This window comes from Hyphomicrobium sp. 99, assembly GCF_000384335.2.
Lineage (GTDB): Bacteria > Pseudomonadota > Alphaproteobacteria > Rhizobiales > Hyphomicrobiaceae > Hyphomicrobium_B.
The window spans coordinates 3248401-3261920 of the sequence record NZ_KQ031382.1; the positions used below are offsets into that span (position 1 = coordinate 3248401).

15 protein-coding genes are annotated in these 13520 nt (G+C 60.6%); 9 read left to right on the forward strand and 6 right to left on the reverse strand.

Annotated elements, in window-relative coordinates; genetic code table 11:
• The first annotated feature begins 24 nt into the window (after positions 1-24).
• A complete protein-coding gene (fdhD, locus tag G359_RS15670) occupies positions 25-843 on the forward strand; it encodes a formate dehydrogenase accessory sulfurtransferase FdhD (protein ID WP_045836885.1) in 819 nt (272 codons plus the stop codon).
• A 57-nt stretch (positions 844-900) separates the two neighbouring features.
• Positions 901-1158 carry a formate dehydrogenase subunit delta gene (locus G359_RS15675; protein ID WP_082073104.1) on the forward strand — a complete coding sequence of 86 codons (258 nt, stop codon included), beginning with the start codon at positions 901-903 and terminating at the stop codon, positions 1156-1158.
• Between the two features lie 57 nt (positions 1159-1215).
• On the opposite strand, the gene G359_RS15680 is transcribed toward G359_RS15675, so the two are convergent.
• Positions 1216-3300 carry an elongation factor G gene (locus tag G359_RS15680; protein ID WP_045838098.1) on the reverse strand — a complete coding sequence of 695 codons (2085 nt, stop codon included), beginning with the start codon at positions 3298-3300 and terminating at the stop codon, positions 1216-1218.
• A 356-nt stretch (positions 3301-3656) separates the two neighbouring features.
• Here G359_RS15680 and G359_RS15685 point away from each other — a divergent pair, with 356 nt between their 5' ends.
• Positions 3657-3905: a hypothetical protein gene (locus G359_RS15685; protein WP_045836887.1), complete on the forward strand. Its 249-nt coding sequence runs from the start codon at positions 3657-3659 to the stop codon at positions 3903-3905.
• A 64-nt stretch (positions 3906-3969) separates the two neighbouring features.
• Here G359_RS15685 and G359_RS15690 read toward each other — a convergent pair whose 3' ends face one another.
• On the reverse strand, positions 3970-5172 hold the full coding sequence (locus tag G359_RS15690; protein ID WP_045836888.1) for a pyridoxal phosphate-dependent aminotransferase: 1203 nt from the start codon (positions 5170-5172) through the stop codon (positions 3970-3972).
• 295 nt (positions 5173-5467) lie between these two features.
• On the opposite strand from G359_RS15690, the gene G359_RS15695 reads away from it, so the two are divergent.
• Positions 5468-5929 (forward strand): hypothetical protein, encoded by a 462-nt coding sequence (locus tag G359_RS15695; protein WP_052699407.1) that lies wholly within the window; start codon positions 5468-5470, stop codon positions 5927-5929.
• Positions 5930-6017: 88 nt separating this feature from the next.
• The gene (locus G359_RS15700) at positions 6018-6506 is read left to right on the forward strand and encodes a hypothetical protein (protein ID WP_045836889.1); all 489 of its coding nucleotides are present in this window, start codon (positions 6018-6020) and stop codon (positions 6504-6506) included.
• 86 nt (positions 6507-6592) lie between these two features.
• Here G359_RS15700 and G359_RS15705 read toward each other — a convergent pair whose 3' ends face one another.
• Together G359_RS15705 and G359_RS15710 are read right to left on the reverse strand one after the other, a co-directional pair.
• Entirely contained in the window at positions 6593-7324 is a 732-nt protein-coding gene (locus tag G359_RS15705; RefSeq protein ID WP_045836890.1) for an SDR family NAD(P)-dependent oxidoreductase, read from the reverse strand.
• 116 nt (positions 7325-7440) lie between these two features.
• Positions 7441-7659, reverse strand: coding sequence for a PsiF family protein (locus G359_RS15710; protein ID WP_045838100.1), 219 nt, complete (start codon positions 7657-7659; stop codon positions 7441-7443).
• 490 nt (positions 7660-8149) lie between these two features.
• On the opposite strand from G359_RS15710, the gene uvrB reads away from it, so the two are divergent.
• From uvrB to G359_RS15725, 3 genes are all read left to right on the forward strand, one after another.
• Entirely contained in the window at positions 8150-10780 is a 2631-nt protein-coding gene (gene uvrB, locus G359_RS15715) for an excinuclease ABC subunit UvrB (RefSeq protein ID WP_245280061.1), read from the forward strand.
• A gap of 83 nt (positions 10781-10863) precedes the next feature.
• Positions 10864-11157 (forward strand): GYD domain-containing protein, encoded by a 294-nt coding sequence (locus G359_RS15720; RefSeq protein ID WP_045838101.1) that lies wholly within the window; start codon positions 10864-10866, stop codon positions 11155-11157.
• A 102-nt stretch (positions 11158-11259) separates the two neighbouring features.
• Positions 11260-11838, forward strand: a complete 579-nt coding sequence (locus tag G359_RS15725) for a type 1 glutamine amidotransferase domain-containing protein (RefSeq protein ID WP_045836891.1) — start codon at positions 11260-11262, stop codon at positions 11836-11838.
• A 68-nt stretch (positions 11839-11906) separates the two neighbouring features.
• On the opposite strand, the gene G359_RS15730 is transcribed toward G359_RS15725, so the two are convergent.
• Positions 11907-12446: a DUF3617 domain-containing protein gene (locus G359_RS15730; RefSeq protein ID WP_052699408.1), complete on the reverse strand. Its 540-nt coding sequence runs from the start codon at positions 12444-12446 to the stop codon at positions 11907-11909.
• Between the two features lie 98 nt (positions 12447-12544).
• Entirely contained in the window at positions 12545-12847 is a 303-nt protein-coding gene (locus G359_RS15735; protein WP_045838103.1) for a hypothetical protein, read from the reverse strand.
• 217 nt (positions 12848-13064) lie between these two features.
• Here G359_RS15735 and G359_RS15740 point away from each other — a divergent pair, with 217 nt between their 5' ends.
• Positions 13065-13511, forward strand: a complete 447-nt coding sequence (locus G359_RS15740) for an acyl-CoA thioesterase (RefSeq protein ID WP_045836892.1) — start codon at positions 13065-13067, stop codon at positions 13509-13511.
• The last annotated feature ends 9 nt before the right edge of the window (positions 13512-13520 follow it).

Below are 13520 nucleotides of genomic sequence, written 5' to 3' on the forward strand. Positions count from 1 at the left end.
CCTCCAGCATGGAGCTGAACTACGATGAATGTCGTGCCGAAAACTGTAAAGCAGCCCCAAGGTGGAGCGGAGCTATGCTCGCGCCCCGCCGTGGGCGAACTGCACGCGGCGTCCGGCACGCAGTCCGTGACATGGCAACTCCCCGAAGAGGTGCCCGTCGCGCTGCAGATCAACTCCGAGCCCTACACGGTCATGATGTCGACGCCGGCGGATCTTCGCGATTTCGCGACCGGCTTTCTCGTCGGCGAAGGCATCGTCCCCGATCCTTCGAAGATCCAGGGCATCCTCGTGATGCCGGTCGACGGCGGCATGGCGATCGACGTCGCCGTGCCTGAGACTGCGATCGAAACATCGCGTCTCGCACGACGCGCCATGGAGGCTCGCACGGGTTGCGGCCTGTGCGGTGTCGAAGATATCGAATCCGCCGTTCGGCCCTTGCAGCGGCTCGACCGGAAATGGTCGCCAAGTTCCGAAGCCATACGGCGCGCTGAGCTTAGCCTCTTCGACCACCAACCGATGAACCGCTTCAACCGGTCGGTTCACGGCGCAGCTTGGGTATCGAAAGACGGCGAGATCCAGTTCGTCCGCGAGGACGTCGGCCGCCACAACGCTCTCGATAAACTTATCGGTGCCCTCTACACGCAAGGCATCGACCGGACGGACGGCTTCGTCCTGATGACCAGCCGCTGCAGCTTCGAACTCGTGCAGAAATCGGTGACCGCAGGCATCGTGGCCCTAGTCACCGTCTCCGCACCGACCGCCCTCGCCCTCGAACTCGCCAAGAAAGCCGATCTCTTTCTGGCGTCTCTCGGACCCGGTGGTCCCGTGATCTTCAATCGCTGACGTTCCAATCAATCCCAACAAATCGGTCCAACGATGCAAGCTTCCGATCTCGTCCGCATGGCCAATCAAATAACGGACTACTTCTCCGTCTACCCGAAACCTGAAGCCATCGACGGCATCGCCAAGCACATCCATGCATCGTGGGAGCCGCGCATGCGCAATGCTCTGAAGGCCCACATCGATGCCGGCGGCGCGGGCTTGTCGCCGTTGTTTCTGGAAGCGATGGCCGATTACTTCAAAGGCCCGAAGAGCCCGGTAAAGCCGGCGGCGGCCGCGACGAAGTCAGAAAAGGCCACTGCCGCTCGCAGCTCCTGACAGCGGAACGGGCGGCGCCAACGCCGCCCGTAATTGGTTCAGGCTCAACCGACACTGCTATTCCGCCGCCGCTCGGTTCGCGGCAAGCACTTGATCGCGGAGGCGACCGGAAACCTCGGCCAAGTGGTCGAACCCCGAAGTGAAAGATCCGACACCGGCCGTTGCCGATCTGAGATCGATGATCAGGCTATCCATCTCCGCTTCCGGAATGTGAGCCTGGATCAAATCCCATCCCGGCCATTCCGGACGCGCGTCAAAGCCGAGGATCTGCCCTCGCCGCTGCGAGATGATGCTGTTGATCCGCGCATTGGACTCCGACGGCACCGCAATCGATACCGCCATGATCGGCTCCAGGAGAACCGGATTGCATTTCGGTAGACCCTCCGACATCGCCAGCCGCCCAGCCTGGCGGAACGCCATGTCGGATGAATCGACCGAATGAAACGACCCATCCGTCAGCGTCACCGCAACGTCGACAACGGGAAACCCGAGCGGACCTTCACTGAGGTAATCGCGCACACCGATTTCAACCGACGGAATGAAGTTCTTCGGAATGGCCCCGCCGGTGATCTTCTCGTCGAAGACGATCCCGCCGCTTCGGGGCAGCGGTTTGATGTCGAGCTTGACGTCGCCGAACTGGCCGTGTCCGCCCGACTGTTTCTTATGCCGCCCGCGGACTTCCGTCGCTGTCCGGATCGTTTCCTTATAACCGACACGCCGCTTCTCCCGCTGCACGTCGATGCCGTACTTGCGCATCAGCCGTTCCAACGCCACGCGAATGTGCATCTCGCCCTGCCCATGCAGCAGAATTTGATGCATCTCGGCATTGTGTTCGAGCGTCAGGGACGGATCTTCGTCGATGAGCTTGGCGACCGCAGCCGACAGCTTCACCTCGTCCTTCCGATCTTTCAGACCAAGCCCGATTGCGAGCGCGGGCTGCGGAGCTTCAAGCGTGGAGACCTGCGCAATCGCCGCTTTCCCGACAGCAATCGTCTCGCCTGAGCGAATGCTATCGAGCCGGCCGAGCGCCACTGTCTCGCCAGCCTTTGCTGTGCCCCGCTTGACTGCCTCCTCGCCGCGAATGGTGAAGATGCCGGCAACGCGCTGCTCGTGCCCGTCAGCGCCCGTGACCGTCGCGCCATCGGGGATATCGCCGGCGAAAACACGCGTGTACGACAGTTTTCCGCCAGCCTTCGTATGCACGCTCTTGAACACGTAAGCCGCGGATTTCTGGCCATCGAGATTCAACCGCTTTGCCGTGTCTTCGACTGACGGACACTCATGACGAAGCGCCTTCAATAGGCGAAGGATGCCGTGCCCATGCTCGGCTGAGCCGATGAGAACGGGGCAAATCAGACCGTCGCGCAATTCCTTTGAGAGATCATCGAACACACGGTCATTGGGCGGCGGAATATCGGCCAGTAGCTGCTCCATAAGCTCATCGTCGTAATCGGCGAGTTTCTCGAGCATCTGGAATCGCGCTTCCTTCTCGCGTGCTTCGATCGCGGACGGCAGCTCGATGATCTTGCTGGAAGCATGTTCGCGGTAGACGTACGCGCGTTCTGACGCGAGATCGACGAAGCCCGTAGCGATGCCATTTTCCCAGATCGGGATCTGGCGCAGCACGAGCGGCTTGGCACTGGCTGGCTGCAGGCTCGGAATGACGTCATAAACCGGTATCGGCGACGCATCGATTTTGTTCAGGAAGAGAATGTGCGGGACGCCCGCGTCATCGAGTTGCTTGAGAATGACCTGCAGCGCTGAAACGCGCTTCGGATCGGCCTCGCAAACGACCACCGCCATATCGCAAGCGGGCAGCGCGAGAGCGCCTTCATGCGCGAACTCAACCGAACCTGGACAATCTATGAAGGTGAAATTTTCCCCGAGGAATGACGCGTCGGCGACGTTGAGACCGACGCTCATCGCGTGCTCGCGAGCTTCCGGTGTGCTGTCGCCGACGGTCGAGTTGGCTACGATCGATCCGGCTCGCGAAATGGTGCCCGTGCGGGCAAGTATGGCTTCGAGAAGTGTCGTCTTACCGCTGGCGAAGGGTCCGATGAGCGCTATGCAGCGCGCGCCTCGGACCCCAGGCCTATTTCCGTGAGTGCCATTTCCGCCCTTCGGGCCATCTGGGCTCGTCATGATTGCCTCCGATTTGCGAGGCGCGCGCATGCAGCCGCGCCCCGCACCTCGGAAGAGAGCGGCCCGTCGATGGTCGCTCCAAAGCCCAATCCGCACAACGTGATTCGCCGCACAGTTTCGTGAAGAATGTATTGCAACGCGGTAGAATTACTGCGTAAGGGCGATTCTATACTGCAACGCCAAAGTGACTTTCAAAATTGCTCTTCCGGACCGCTGTCGAAAGCCAAAAATAACTTGAATAACTTTAAACTTGCCGCATTGTGAACTCTTCCGGCGTTTCGCGCGTTCTAAGGGCACTGGCGAGAAATTCGGAATGAGTCAGAGGGACGTTGGCTCAGGAAATGCGAGGCTGGGTTATGAGTATTGAAACATTGATGTCCGCAGCCAATGCTGCTGGATATGTCATGGCCGCCGAAGAACAACTGCCCGAGACTTTCGGCGCTGAACCGCAGGTGTTTGAATTCAAGTCGCAGCCGGCGACGGCGATCGCGATTTGGAGACCGGTTGTACCGTCCGTCGATGGCAAGCCGCTGACAGGCCACATTGCCAACGCCTGGGATTGGTTCACCGACCGCTTCGTTCACCACGGCGCAACGCCGGCCTGACAAGCGAAGCAGGCGACTACTGGATTTGAAGAGCGCGCGACCGAAGTCGCGCGCTTTATGTTTTTCAGGTGAGATTTCCGCAGAAGCGCTGGATGCGCGTGCAGGCATCCTTCAGCGACTCGGTGGAAGCCGCATAAGACACGCGGAACGATGGCGACCCCTCGAACGCGGCGCCATGCACGACGGCAACGCCTTCTTCCTCCAGCAACGCCGTGACGAAGTCTTCATCGTTCTTGATGACGGTCCCGGATTTGCTCGTCTTGCCCACCAACGCCTTGATGCTCGGATAGACGTAGAACGCACCCTGCGGCTTCGGGCACTGCAAGCCCTTCGCTTGGTTCAGCATGCTGACGACGAGATCCCGCCGTTCGACGAAAACCTTGTTGTTCGCCGCAATGAAGTCCTGCGGCCCGTTGAGCGCCTCGACGCCTGCCCACTGCACGATGGACGACGGGTTCGACGTCGACTGCGACTGCAGCTTGCGCATGGCATTGATGAGAATCTCCGGACCCGCGGCATATCCGAGACGCCAGCCGGTCATGCAGTAAGCCTTCGACAGCCCGTTCATCGTGAGCGTGCGATCGTAGAGCTTCGGTTCCACCTGCGCCGGCGTCGCGAACTTCAGCCCGTCGTAGAGCAGGTGCTCGTACATATCGTCCGTCAGCACCCACACGTGCGGATGCTTGAGCAGCACGTCCGTCAGCACTTTCAGATCTTCAGCCGAATAGGCCGTTCCCGTCGGGTTGGACGGCGAATTGAAGATGAACCACTTGGTCTTCGGCGTGATCGCCTTTTCGAGCGCTTCCGCGCGGAGCTTGTAGCCGTCTTCGAGCGTCGTCTCGGCAAACACCGGCTTGCCGCCGCCGAGGATCACGATGTCGGCGTAAGAGACCCAGCAGGGCGACGGAATGACGACCTCGTCTCCCGGATTGAGCGTCGCAAGCAGCGCATTATAGAGCACCTGCTTGCCGCCCGTGCCGACCGATACCTGACTCGTTTTGTAGTCGAGCCCGTTGTCGCGCTTGAACTTCGCGACGATCGCCGCCTTGAGTTCGGGAATGCCGTCGACGTCCGTGTATTTCGTCTTGCCCTCGTCGAGCGCCTTCTTGGCGGCATCTTTGATGTTCTGCGGCGTATCGAAATCCGGCTCGCCCGCTGACAGCGAAACGATATCGCGCCCTTGCGACTTGAGCTGTCGCGCCTTCATGGAAACGGCGATGGTCGCGGAAGGTTGGATGCGGTTCAGACTGTCGGCGATGAAGCCCATGTTTAAGCGGCCTATTTTCGGAATTGAGATCTAGCTTTTTCGCGTCGCGAATAAGCGGCGCGGACCGTAATTGCAATGTTTCCTTGTCGCAAGACAGCGTTTTCTCAAAGCTGACGCCCGGCAGACGCATCCGCGCTGATGCCACCGCGCAACAAACACGCCGGAAATATCGTGGACCGCCCAATTCATGAGCGTGTGCCACAATCCGAACCCAAGGCCGCCCAGAAGCGCAAGTCAACTTGCTCATCACGTGATCTACTTATCAAGTCGATGACGAGCGGGAGGAATTGAGACGATGCCTGTCAGCGTTCAGCCGGAAACTCGCAACCGCCGGAAAATCGGCGCCGCACAGCCGGTGTGCTCCCATCAGTTATGGCGTCCTTTGATCGACGCGGCCGTAGCGGGATTGGCCTTCGTCCTGGTCTCGACGATGTTCGTCGCGCCGGTGAAGGCCGGAACCTACTCGGCCCCCTTCGCTGGCCTCCACCACACGGCCGCGACATCCACTTTGAAGGCCGTGGCCGCGCCTGCCCCCCTGCCGATTGTCCAGATTGCCACGGCCAGCTCTCCTGCCGACGCGGTTTACCGCCAAACCGGCACAACCGCAGCGTGGGGACTGCTCGGGATGGCATTTTCGATGCTCGCGGCGCTAAATTTAGCAATTCTTAGGCATGTGAAGCGCGTTTACGCACCGCGATTTGCCCTTTCCGGCAGACGGGATAGGGTTATCGGCCGATGTGGCGCGACGCGCTATTGAATTGCCTTAATCTGGACTGTACCTCTGATGGCGACGAACAGGCATTTGAGCCGGGTCGTCGCCTGATAGGAATGCTGGAGGCCAAAGCATGACGAAGCAGGACTTGAGGCCCTTTTGGTTGGGTTTGACTGCCGGCGCAGCCGTCGCAGCCATCGCTGCTGCGTTGCTTTTCGCCAATAGCGAAACCGTCCTCCGCAAGAGCTTCCAGACTGCCCTCAACCGGACGAGCGTCCCAGCCAAGGATGTCGTCGCGGCCAACTCCGCACCGATTTCGGGCTCAGAAGACTACTGGTTGACCGCCATGCGCGACGGAACCACGCCAGTCACCAAGGCGATTTCCGTCGGCGATCAGATTTCGATGAACCTCGGCGGCGTCCGGCGCACACTCGAAGTCGCGACGGTGTCGGATTTTTCTCCGCAGATCACCCAGATCGATACATCGTCGGGACCAAACCACCTGGTGCTCGTGACCGCGCGTGACCTGGGCGATTCCGCGGGGCGCCCCATCCGCTTCGTCATGGAAATTCAGCAAGGCGGCGCACCAGTCCTAAACGGTCGCGCCGGACGCACGCTCTGACGAGCTGACTTCACCTTTTCAGCAAGTGCTGGCGATGGCGGCCGGCTCCCCGCAAGGGGAGTGGCCATCGCCAATCATAGAACCCCTCACCAGGGCTGCTCTTCCTTGTCCTGAAAAAATCCACCGTTGGGCCCTTCGCTGTCGATTGTCGCCAGCCAGACTGCCGTTTCCGCGCCCTGCTCCGGCGAACGAGGCGCATCGTTGCCGCCCATAGCGGTCCTGACCCAGCCCGGCGAGCAGGAGTTGACCTTCACATCCGTGCCCGACGCGGCAGCTTCCCCCGCAGCGATCCGGGTCAAAGCGTTCAGCGCCGTCTTTGAAACGCGGTAGGCCGGATAGCCCTTGCCCATACCGCTCAACTGCCCGGCGAGAGACGACATGTTGACCACGCGGCCATAGCCGCGCGTCAGCATTCCGGGCATGAGCGAGCGCATCATAACGGCCGGGCCCAGCACGTTCGTCTCCCACGTTCGCCGGAAAGTCTCGTCCGTCATGTCGAACAGACTGGAGCTGAACCCACCCGGACCGTCGATCAGAATAGCGGCGTTGTTAACGAGCACGTCGATCGGTGAATGAGAGAGTTCCAGCTCGGTGAGTGCGGCGGCCAAGCGCCCGGCGTCCGCCATGTTGAGAACGACTGGCGTAACCATGACGCCCGCCTTCTCGAAAGCCTCTGAGGCGATGACCGCCTTCTCACGCGACCGCACGCCGGCAAGAACGCGAAAACCCTGAACCGCAAGCTGACGAGCGATCGCGAATCCGATGCCGCGATTGGCGCCCGTGACGAGAGCTGTCTTGGCATCCTCCGTAAGCGGCATGATGCGCCTCCGCGCGATAAATACGAAGTCGCGAACGCAACTCGCGCCCCGTATTGAAAAAACCCCGCCGACACACGGCGGGGTCTCTCACCTAGACGGTTCTGCGAAGTCCGATCTTACTTCTTCTCTTCCGGCTTCGCTTCCTTCGAGTGCATCATCTCGTGCTTGCAATGCTCGCGGAATTTCTTGCGATCCTTGCCGTGCAGACCCTTCGCATCTGCCTGCTTCGAACATTCCATCGACGCAGCCGACTTTTCGGCAGCGGCGAATGCCGTTCCCGCGCCCATGACGAACGTGGCCGCAACAGCTGCAGCAAGCAATTTGGTGGTATTCATTGAGGTCTCCGTATTCGCTATTTGGGTTATCGTCCGCCAGGACCGTTCGAACGGACGTTCGACCGGCAGCGGCCCCCAACTTCCCAACCGGATAACGCACAACTTCCGAATTGGTCCCGCCTCGCTATCATCGTCCGGAGTACTGCCGAACTTACTCTTCCGTAAGGAGAATTTTCGGAAAACCAGATCGACCCGAATTTGCTATTGCTCAGGCGTGACACTGTGGCGTCAAATCGGCATTTATGACTAAGGCCCCCTTTCCTATATTGATCCTGTGTCGACACCCACAAAGCCACCCGGACCAAAAGCACCTCGCCCCTCCCGCGGAAAATCGGGAAAGCCGACTCAGCCTCCTATGGAGACAGAGGCCGGAACGCCGGGCTTTGGCGAAGCGGGCTCATATTTCGCACCAGCGGACTTTTCACCGAAACGCGGAGCGACGGGCCTTCCCAGCTTGCCCGCGCTTCGTCAGTCAGGGCCGCGCCCGCCGATGGGCAGCGAAACTCTGACCGATAGCCTGACTGCGCTATTGACCAAGCCTCATGAGCGATCGGACCGGGCCAAGGAACTTCTGTCCCGCCAGCCGCTCATGGCGACCCACCCGATCGTCTCGGGGGGCATGCCGACGTTCGTTCCGCATAGACCCGAACGGCCTGAGAAAAGCGAAGGCGGCGTCCGCTTCAAGATCGTCTCCGAGTACCAGCCAAAAGGCGATCAGCCACAAGCCATCAAAGAGCTTGTCGAAGGCGTCGGCAAGCATGAGCACAACCAGGTGCTGCTCGGCGTAACGGGCTCCGGCAAAACATTCACGATGGCGCACGTGATCGAGAAGACGCAGCGTCCGGCGCTCATCCTCGCGCCGAACAAGACGCTCGCAGCCCAGCTCTACGGTGAGTTCAAGAGCTTCTTTCCGGAGAATGCGGTCGAATACTTCGTCTCGTATTACGACTACTACCAGCCCGAAGCCTATGTGCCGCGCACGGACACCTACATCGAGAAGGAATCCTCGATCAACGAACAGATCGACCGTATGCGCCACTCCGCAACGCGCGCCCTGCTCGAGCGCGATGATGTGATCATCGTGGCCTCGGTGTCGTGCATCTACGGTATCGGCTCGGTCGAAACCTATACGGCCATGACGTTCACAGTCCGCGTCGGCGAACAGCTTTCGCGCGATCAATTGCTGGCCGACCTCGTCGCCCTTCATTATCGGCGCAACGATCAGAATTTCGTCCGCGGCTCCTTCCGCGCGCGCGGCGACACCGTCGAAGTCTTCCCGGCCCACTTAGAGGACCGCGGCTGGCGTTTCTCGATGTTCGGCGACGAGATCGAGTCCATCGTCGAATTCGATCCGCTGACGGGCAACAAGACCGACGAGCTGTCGCTCGTGAAGCTCTACGCAAATTCGCACTACGTCACGCCGAAGCCGACGCTGCAACAGGCCATCAAGTCGATCAAGTCCGAGCTGAAGCAACGCCTTGAAGAGCTCTATGCTGCCGGCAAGCTTCTCGAAGCCCAGCGCCTCGAGCAGCGCACGACCTTCGACATGGAGATGATGGAAGCGACCGGCTCCTGCGCCGGCATCGAAAACTATTCGCGCTATCTGACAGGTCGCAATCCCGGCGATCCGCCGCCGACGCTCTTCGAATATCTGCCCGATAACGCCCTCGTCTTCGCCGACGAGAGCCACGTGACCGTGCCCCAGATCGGCGGCATGTTCCGGGGCGACTTCCGGCGCAAGGCAACGCTTGCCGAGTACGGCTTCCGCCTGCCCTCCTGCATGGATAACCGGCCGCTGCGTTTCGAGGAATGGGACGCGATGCGGCCGCAGTCCGTGTTCGTCTCGGCGACGCCCGCAAGCTGGGAACTCGAGCAGACCGGTGGCTCGTTTGCCGAGCAGGTCATCCGTCCCACCGGCTTGATCGATCCCCTCGTCGAAATCCGCCCCGCGAAATCGCAGGTCGATGATCTGCTCGACGAAGTGCGTCAGGTTTCGAAGAAGGGCTATCGCACGCTCGTCACCGTGCTGACGAAGCGCATGGCCGAAGACTTGACCGAGTACATGCACGAGAACGGCATACGCGTCCGTTACATGCACTCCGACATCGAAACGCTGGAGCGCATCGAAATCATCCGCGATCTGCGCCTCGGCGCCTTCGACGTCCTGATCGGCATCAACCTCCTTCGCGAAGGCCTCGACATCCCCGAATGCGCCTTCGTCGCCATTCTCGATGCCGACAAGGAAGGCTTCCTGCGCTCGGAAACATCGCTCGTGCAGACGATCGGCCGCGCCGCGCGTAACGTCGACGGCAAGGTCATCCTCTACGCCGATCAGATGACGGGCTCGATGGATCGCGCCATCGCCGAAACCAACCGCCGCCGCGAGAAGCAGCTCGCGTGGAACGAAGCCAACGGCATCACGCCGGAAAGCATCAAGCGCAACATTCAAGACGTCATGCAGTCGGTCTACGAGCAAGACCATGTGACGGTCGACGCCGGTCTCGCCGACGGCGAGAACGTGCAAGTGCTCGGACACAACCTGCAAGCCGTCATCGCCGACATGGAACGGCGCATGAAGGAGGCGGCCGCCGATCTCGAATTCGAAACGGCCGCGAGATTGCGCGACGAGGTCAAGCGCCTGCGCGAAACGGAGCTTGCCATCGCCGATGATCCGATGGCGCGGCAGTCGGACGTCGAGGACAAGGCGGGCAGCTTCAAAGGCGCGCGCAAATATGGACCGAGCGCCAACGTTCCTCCGTCCAGGCCTGAAGGCAGCCGTATAGAGACGGAATACGAGCCGGTGCAGCCGACGTACGCGCAATCCACATCTCGCATCAAGAAGCCGTCGCTCGACGACATGGGACCAGGAACCGATCGGCCTGTTCCAGCGCGCACGCAGCACGTCGATAGCCGCGTCAAAGCGGGAGCCTTCGGCGAAAAGATTGCAGGCCCCCACAAACCCACGCTGGACGAGATGGGTCCGCACGCGTCGCTTCCCGTGAAGTCGGGCGAAAAGCCGTCACGCATCACGACTCCGACGAGAACCCGCGAGTTCGAGGACGGTTCCGAGAAGAAGAGCCGCCGCGGCCGCCCCAAGAAAACCGGCCGCCCGGGGCAGTAGAAGCGGTAGATTTTCCTACTTTTGATTGGGCGCGCGATCTAACATCCACGACTGCGGGGAGCACCACCACAATGGAGGCTCTCATGGCAACGTACGTCATTCTTGCCAACTTCACGGACAAAGGCATTCACGACGCTAAAGACACGATAAGCCGTGGCGACAAATTCAAAGCCATGGCCGCGAACGCAGGCGTCACGGTCAAAGACATATATTGGACGATCGGCACATTTGACGCCGTCACGATCTGCGAGGCGCCCGACGACGAAACCGCCACGGCGCTGGCGTTGAGCGTTGCCACCCGCGGCAATGTCCGAACGCAAACACTGCGCGCCTTTTCATTCGATGAAATGGGGAGAATCCTCGGCAAAATGGTGTGAGCGCCGCCTGAGTAGGCGGCTCGAACGCTCGTTGCCGCAGAGCGGAACTCCCACAGGCCCGATCGGTTGTTTCTCAGTTGCCAAGCAATCGAGGAACCTCCAATGCCTAAGATCTCGAAAGCGAAAATTCTTATTCTCGCGACGGACGGATTCGAGCAGTCGGAACTCGAAGTTCCGCGTGAGAAGTTGAAGGCGGTCGCACAGCTGGTCCACGTCGCCGCGCCGAAAGACCGGAAGCAGAAAGACTCGATCACCGGCTGGGAAAAAAAGGACTGGGGCAAGCCCGTCAAAGTCGATGTCGAATTGAGCGAGGCATCGACCTCGCTTTACGACGCTATCGTGCTGCCGGGCGGCCAGATGAATCCCGACACGCTCCGCCAGAATCCCGAAGCGATGAAGCTCATCAAAGCCTTTCTCGCCGAAGGCAAGGTCGTCGCCGCTATCTGCCACGCGCCGTGGCTGCTGATCGAGGCCAAGGCCGTCCGCGGACGCAAAGCCACGTCATACAATTCAATCAAAACGGACATGATCAATGCGGGCGCGAACTGGGTCGACGAGCCCGTCGTGGCCGAAGAGGGCATCGTCACAAGCCGCAACCCGGGCGATCTCGAAGCCTTCGTCGCCAAGATCATCGAAGAGATCGAAGAAGGGAAACACGACCGCGCGGTGCTTGCCGCGTAACGCGCGAACTTGCTGCGGCTGCCGAGAGGCGGCCGCGGTCTCCCGCTTGGTGATGATCAATCCAACATCTAAGGCTGCCAGGGCGTCTTCGCCACGCCGAGCGAGTTGATCATATCGCCAACGTTCAACGTAATGCCGCCCGGCATTTGCATATCGCCCGGCTTGACGCCTGCGGGACAAGCGTCAGACATCCACTTCGCCTTTTGCGTCGTCAGCGTTTTTTCAGACGACGGCAGGCCTGAAATATCTCCGGTGATTTCGATCTGATAGGCCGATTGGAAATCGCCGGTGATCACCACGTGTGACGTCGTCTTCATCGGACCCATCGTACACTTGGTGTCCCAAACGTAAGCCTCGCCCTGGCGCTTGATCTCATGATCGGAACACATCGCCTCCATCGCCGAGGTTCCCGCCTGCATCATGGCTTTATCGGTCGCCGCATCGATGCAGGCATGCACCGTCATTGCGAAAGTCGCCTTCGATCCGTGCGCAATGGCAATCTCCCAATACCCCGGTTTTCGCGCCGGCAGTTCGACCGGATCGGCCGCAGCGCCGGAGATTAAGGCGAGGAGAAATATTGGCGATAGCGTTTGACGGTGAATTTTCACAATCGCGCTCCCGGTTGTCAGTGGCGCGCCAGAGTCGCCTCCACCCAGGGGATTTGCAACGGTCCGCTGCAGCGAATTTTTGGCGGCGATCCCGCTGATCAGCAGGCAAGCGCGCGAGGAGGCTTGCGGCCGGGACTTTGGATGCTTTTCAAAATCATGAGCAGCGTATGGCGAACGGCTTCTTCGACCGTTTCGACGATATGGCCCGGTTCGGTCAGATTTGCAGGCACCCAGACGAGTTGCGTGTCCACCGCCCGCCAGCTGCCGAAATAGTCACGCCCCCTCAACACCGTCACGCCGGTTCCTGCCAATCCTTCGCGGACGGAAAATCCGCTCAGTGAGACCTCGGGAATGTCGGCGAGCTGCCTCAGCAGTTCGCGATCGGGTGTGGGGGACGTCATGGCGTTATCGCAAATCGAATCGGTGTGAACGGCCTGATTCGCCAAAATTAGGCAGTGAAGGTTGCGTAAGGGTTGACACCATGCCCGGTTTTGAAACTTGGGCGCCCTGCCGCGCGTCTTCCCTCCATCAGCACGGCTCCTTTATCCGGACTAAGGGGTATAAGGCACTTACAAGCGTCTCGCGGCCTGGTCCGCACACTGAAAGGTCTGTGTGGACATGGCAGCCGAAAGTCCCGAAGAAAAGCGGCACCGGACGGCACCCCATTTGCCCATGCCGACCGGCGACCCCGTCATCCGCACCATCGCGATGCCCGCCGACACCAACCCCGCGGGCGACATCTTCGGCGGCTGGATCATGTCTCAGATGGATCTCGCGGCCGGCAACGCCGCCGCGCGCATCAGCCAGGGACGCTGCGCAACCGTCGCCGTCGAGGGCATGAGCTTCCACTCACCCGTCAAAGTCGGGGACGAATTGACGGTCTGGGCACGGCTGATAAAGCGCGGACGTTCCTCGATGACGTTCGACGTTCAGGCCTGGAGACGCCCGCGAGATCGCGAAGCACAAACGTGCGTTACGCGTGCCCACTTCACGTTCGTGGCCCTTGATGACAACGGCCGGCCAAGACCGCTGCCCGATTCAGCCGATGGCGAAGGGTGGGTATAAGCTCAACGG

Coding starts and splice junctions, on each gene's coding strand:
- uvrB (WP_245280061.1), top strand. CDS start 8,150: ATGGGCAGCGAAACTCTGACCGATAGCCTGACTGCGCTATTGACCAAG.
- G359_RS15710 (WP_045838100.1), bottom strand. CDS start 7,659: ATGAATACCACCAAATTGCTTGCTGCAGCTGTTGCGGCCACGTTCGTC.
- G359_RS15735 (WP_045838103.1), bottom strand. CDS start 12,847: ATGACGTCCCCCACACCCGATCGCGAACTGCTGAGGCAGCTCGCCGAC.
- G359_RS15695 (WP_052699407.1), top strand. CDS start 5,468: ATGCCTGTCAGCGTTCAGCCGGAAACTCGCAACCGCCGGAAAATCGGC.
- G359_RS15675 (WP_082073104.1), top strand. CDS start 901: ATGGCCAATCAAATAACGGACTACTTCTCCGTCTACCCGAAACCTGAA.
- G359_RS15680 (WP_045838098.1), bottom strand. CDS start 3,300: ATGACGAGCCCAGATGGCCCGAAGGGCGGAAATGGCACTCACGGAAAT.
- G359_RS15700 (WP_045836889.1), top strand. CDS start 6,018: ATGACGAAGCAGGACTTGAGGCCCTTTTGGTTGGGTTTGACTGCCGGC.
- G359_RS15740 (WP_045836892.1), top strand. CDS start 13,065: ATGGCAGCCGAAAGTCCCGAAGAAAAGCGGCACCGGACGGCACCCCAT.
- G359_RS15690 (WP_045836888.1), bottom strand. CDS start 5,172: ATGGGCTTCATCGCCGACAGTCTGAACCGCATCCAACCTTCCGCGACC.
- G359_RS15725 (WP_045836891.1), top strand. CDS start 11,260: ATGCCTAAGATCTCGAAAGCGAAAATTCTTATTCTCGCGACGGACGGA.
- G359_RS15685 (WP_045836887.1), top strand. CDS start 3,657: ATGAGTATTGAAACATTGATGTCCGCAGCCAATGCTGCTGGATATGTC.
- G359_RS15720 (WP_045838101.1), top strand. CDS start 10,864: ATGGCAACGTACGTCATTCTTGCCAACTTCACGGACAAAGGCATTCAC.
- G359_RS15705 (WP_045836890.1), bottom strand. CDS start 7,324: ATGCCGCTTACGGAGGATGCCAAGACAGCTCTCGTCACGGGCGCCAAT.
- fdhD (WP_045836885.1), top strand. CDS start 25: ATGAATGTCGTGCCGAAAACTGTAAAGCAGCCCCAAGGTGGAGCGGAG.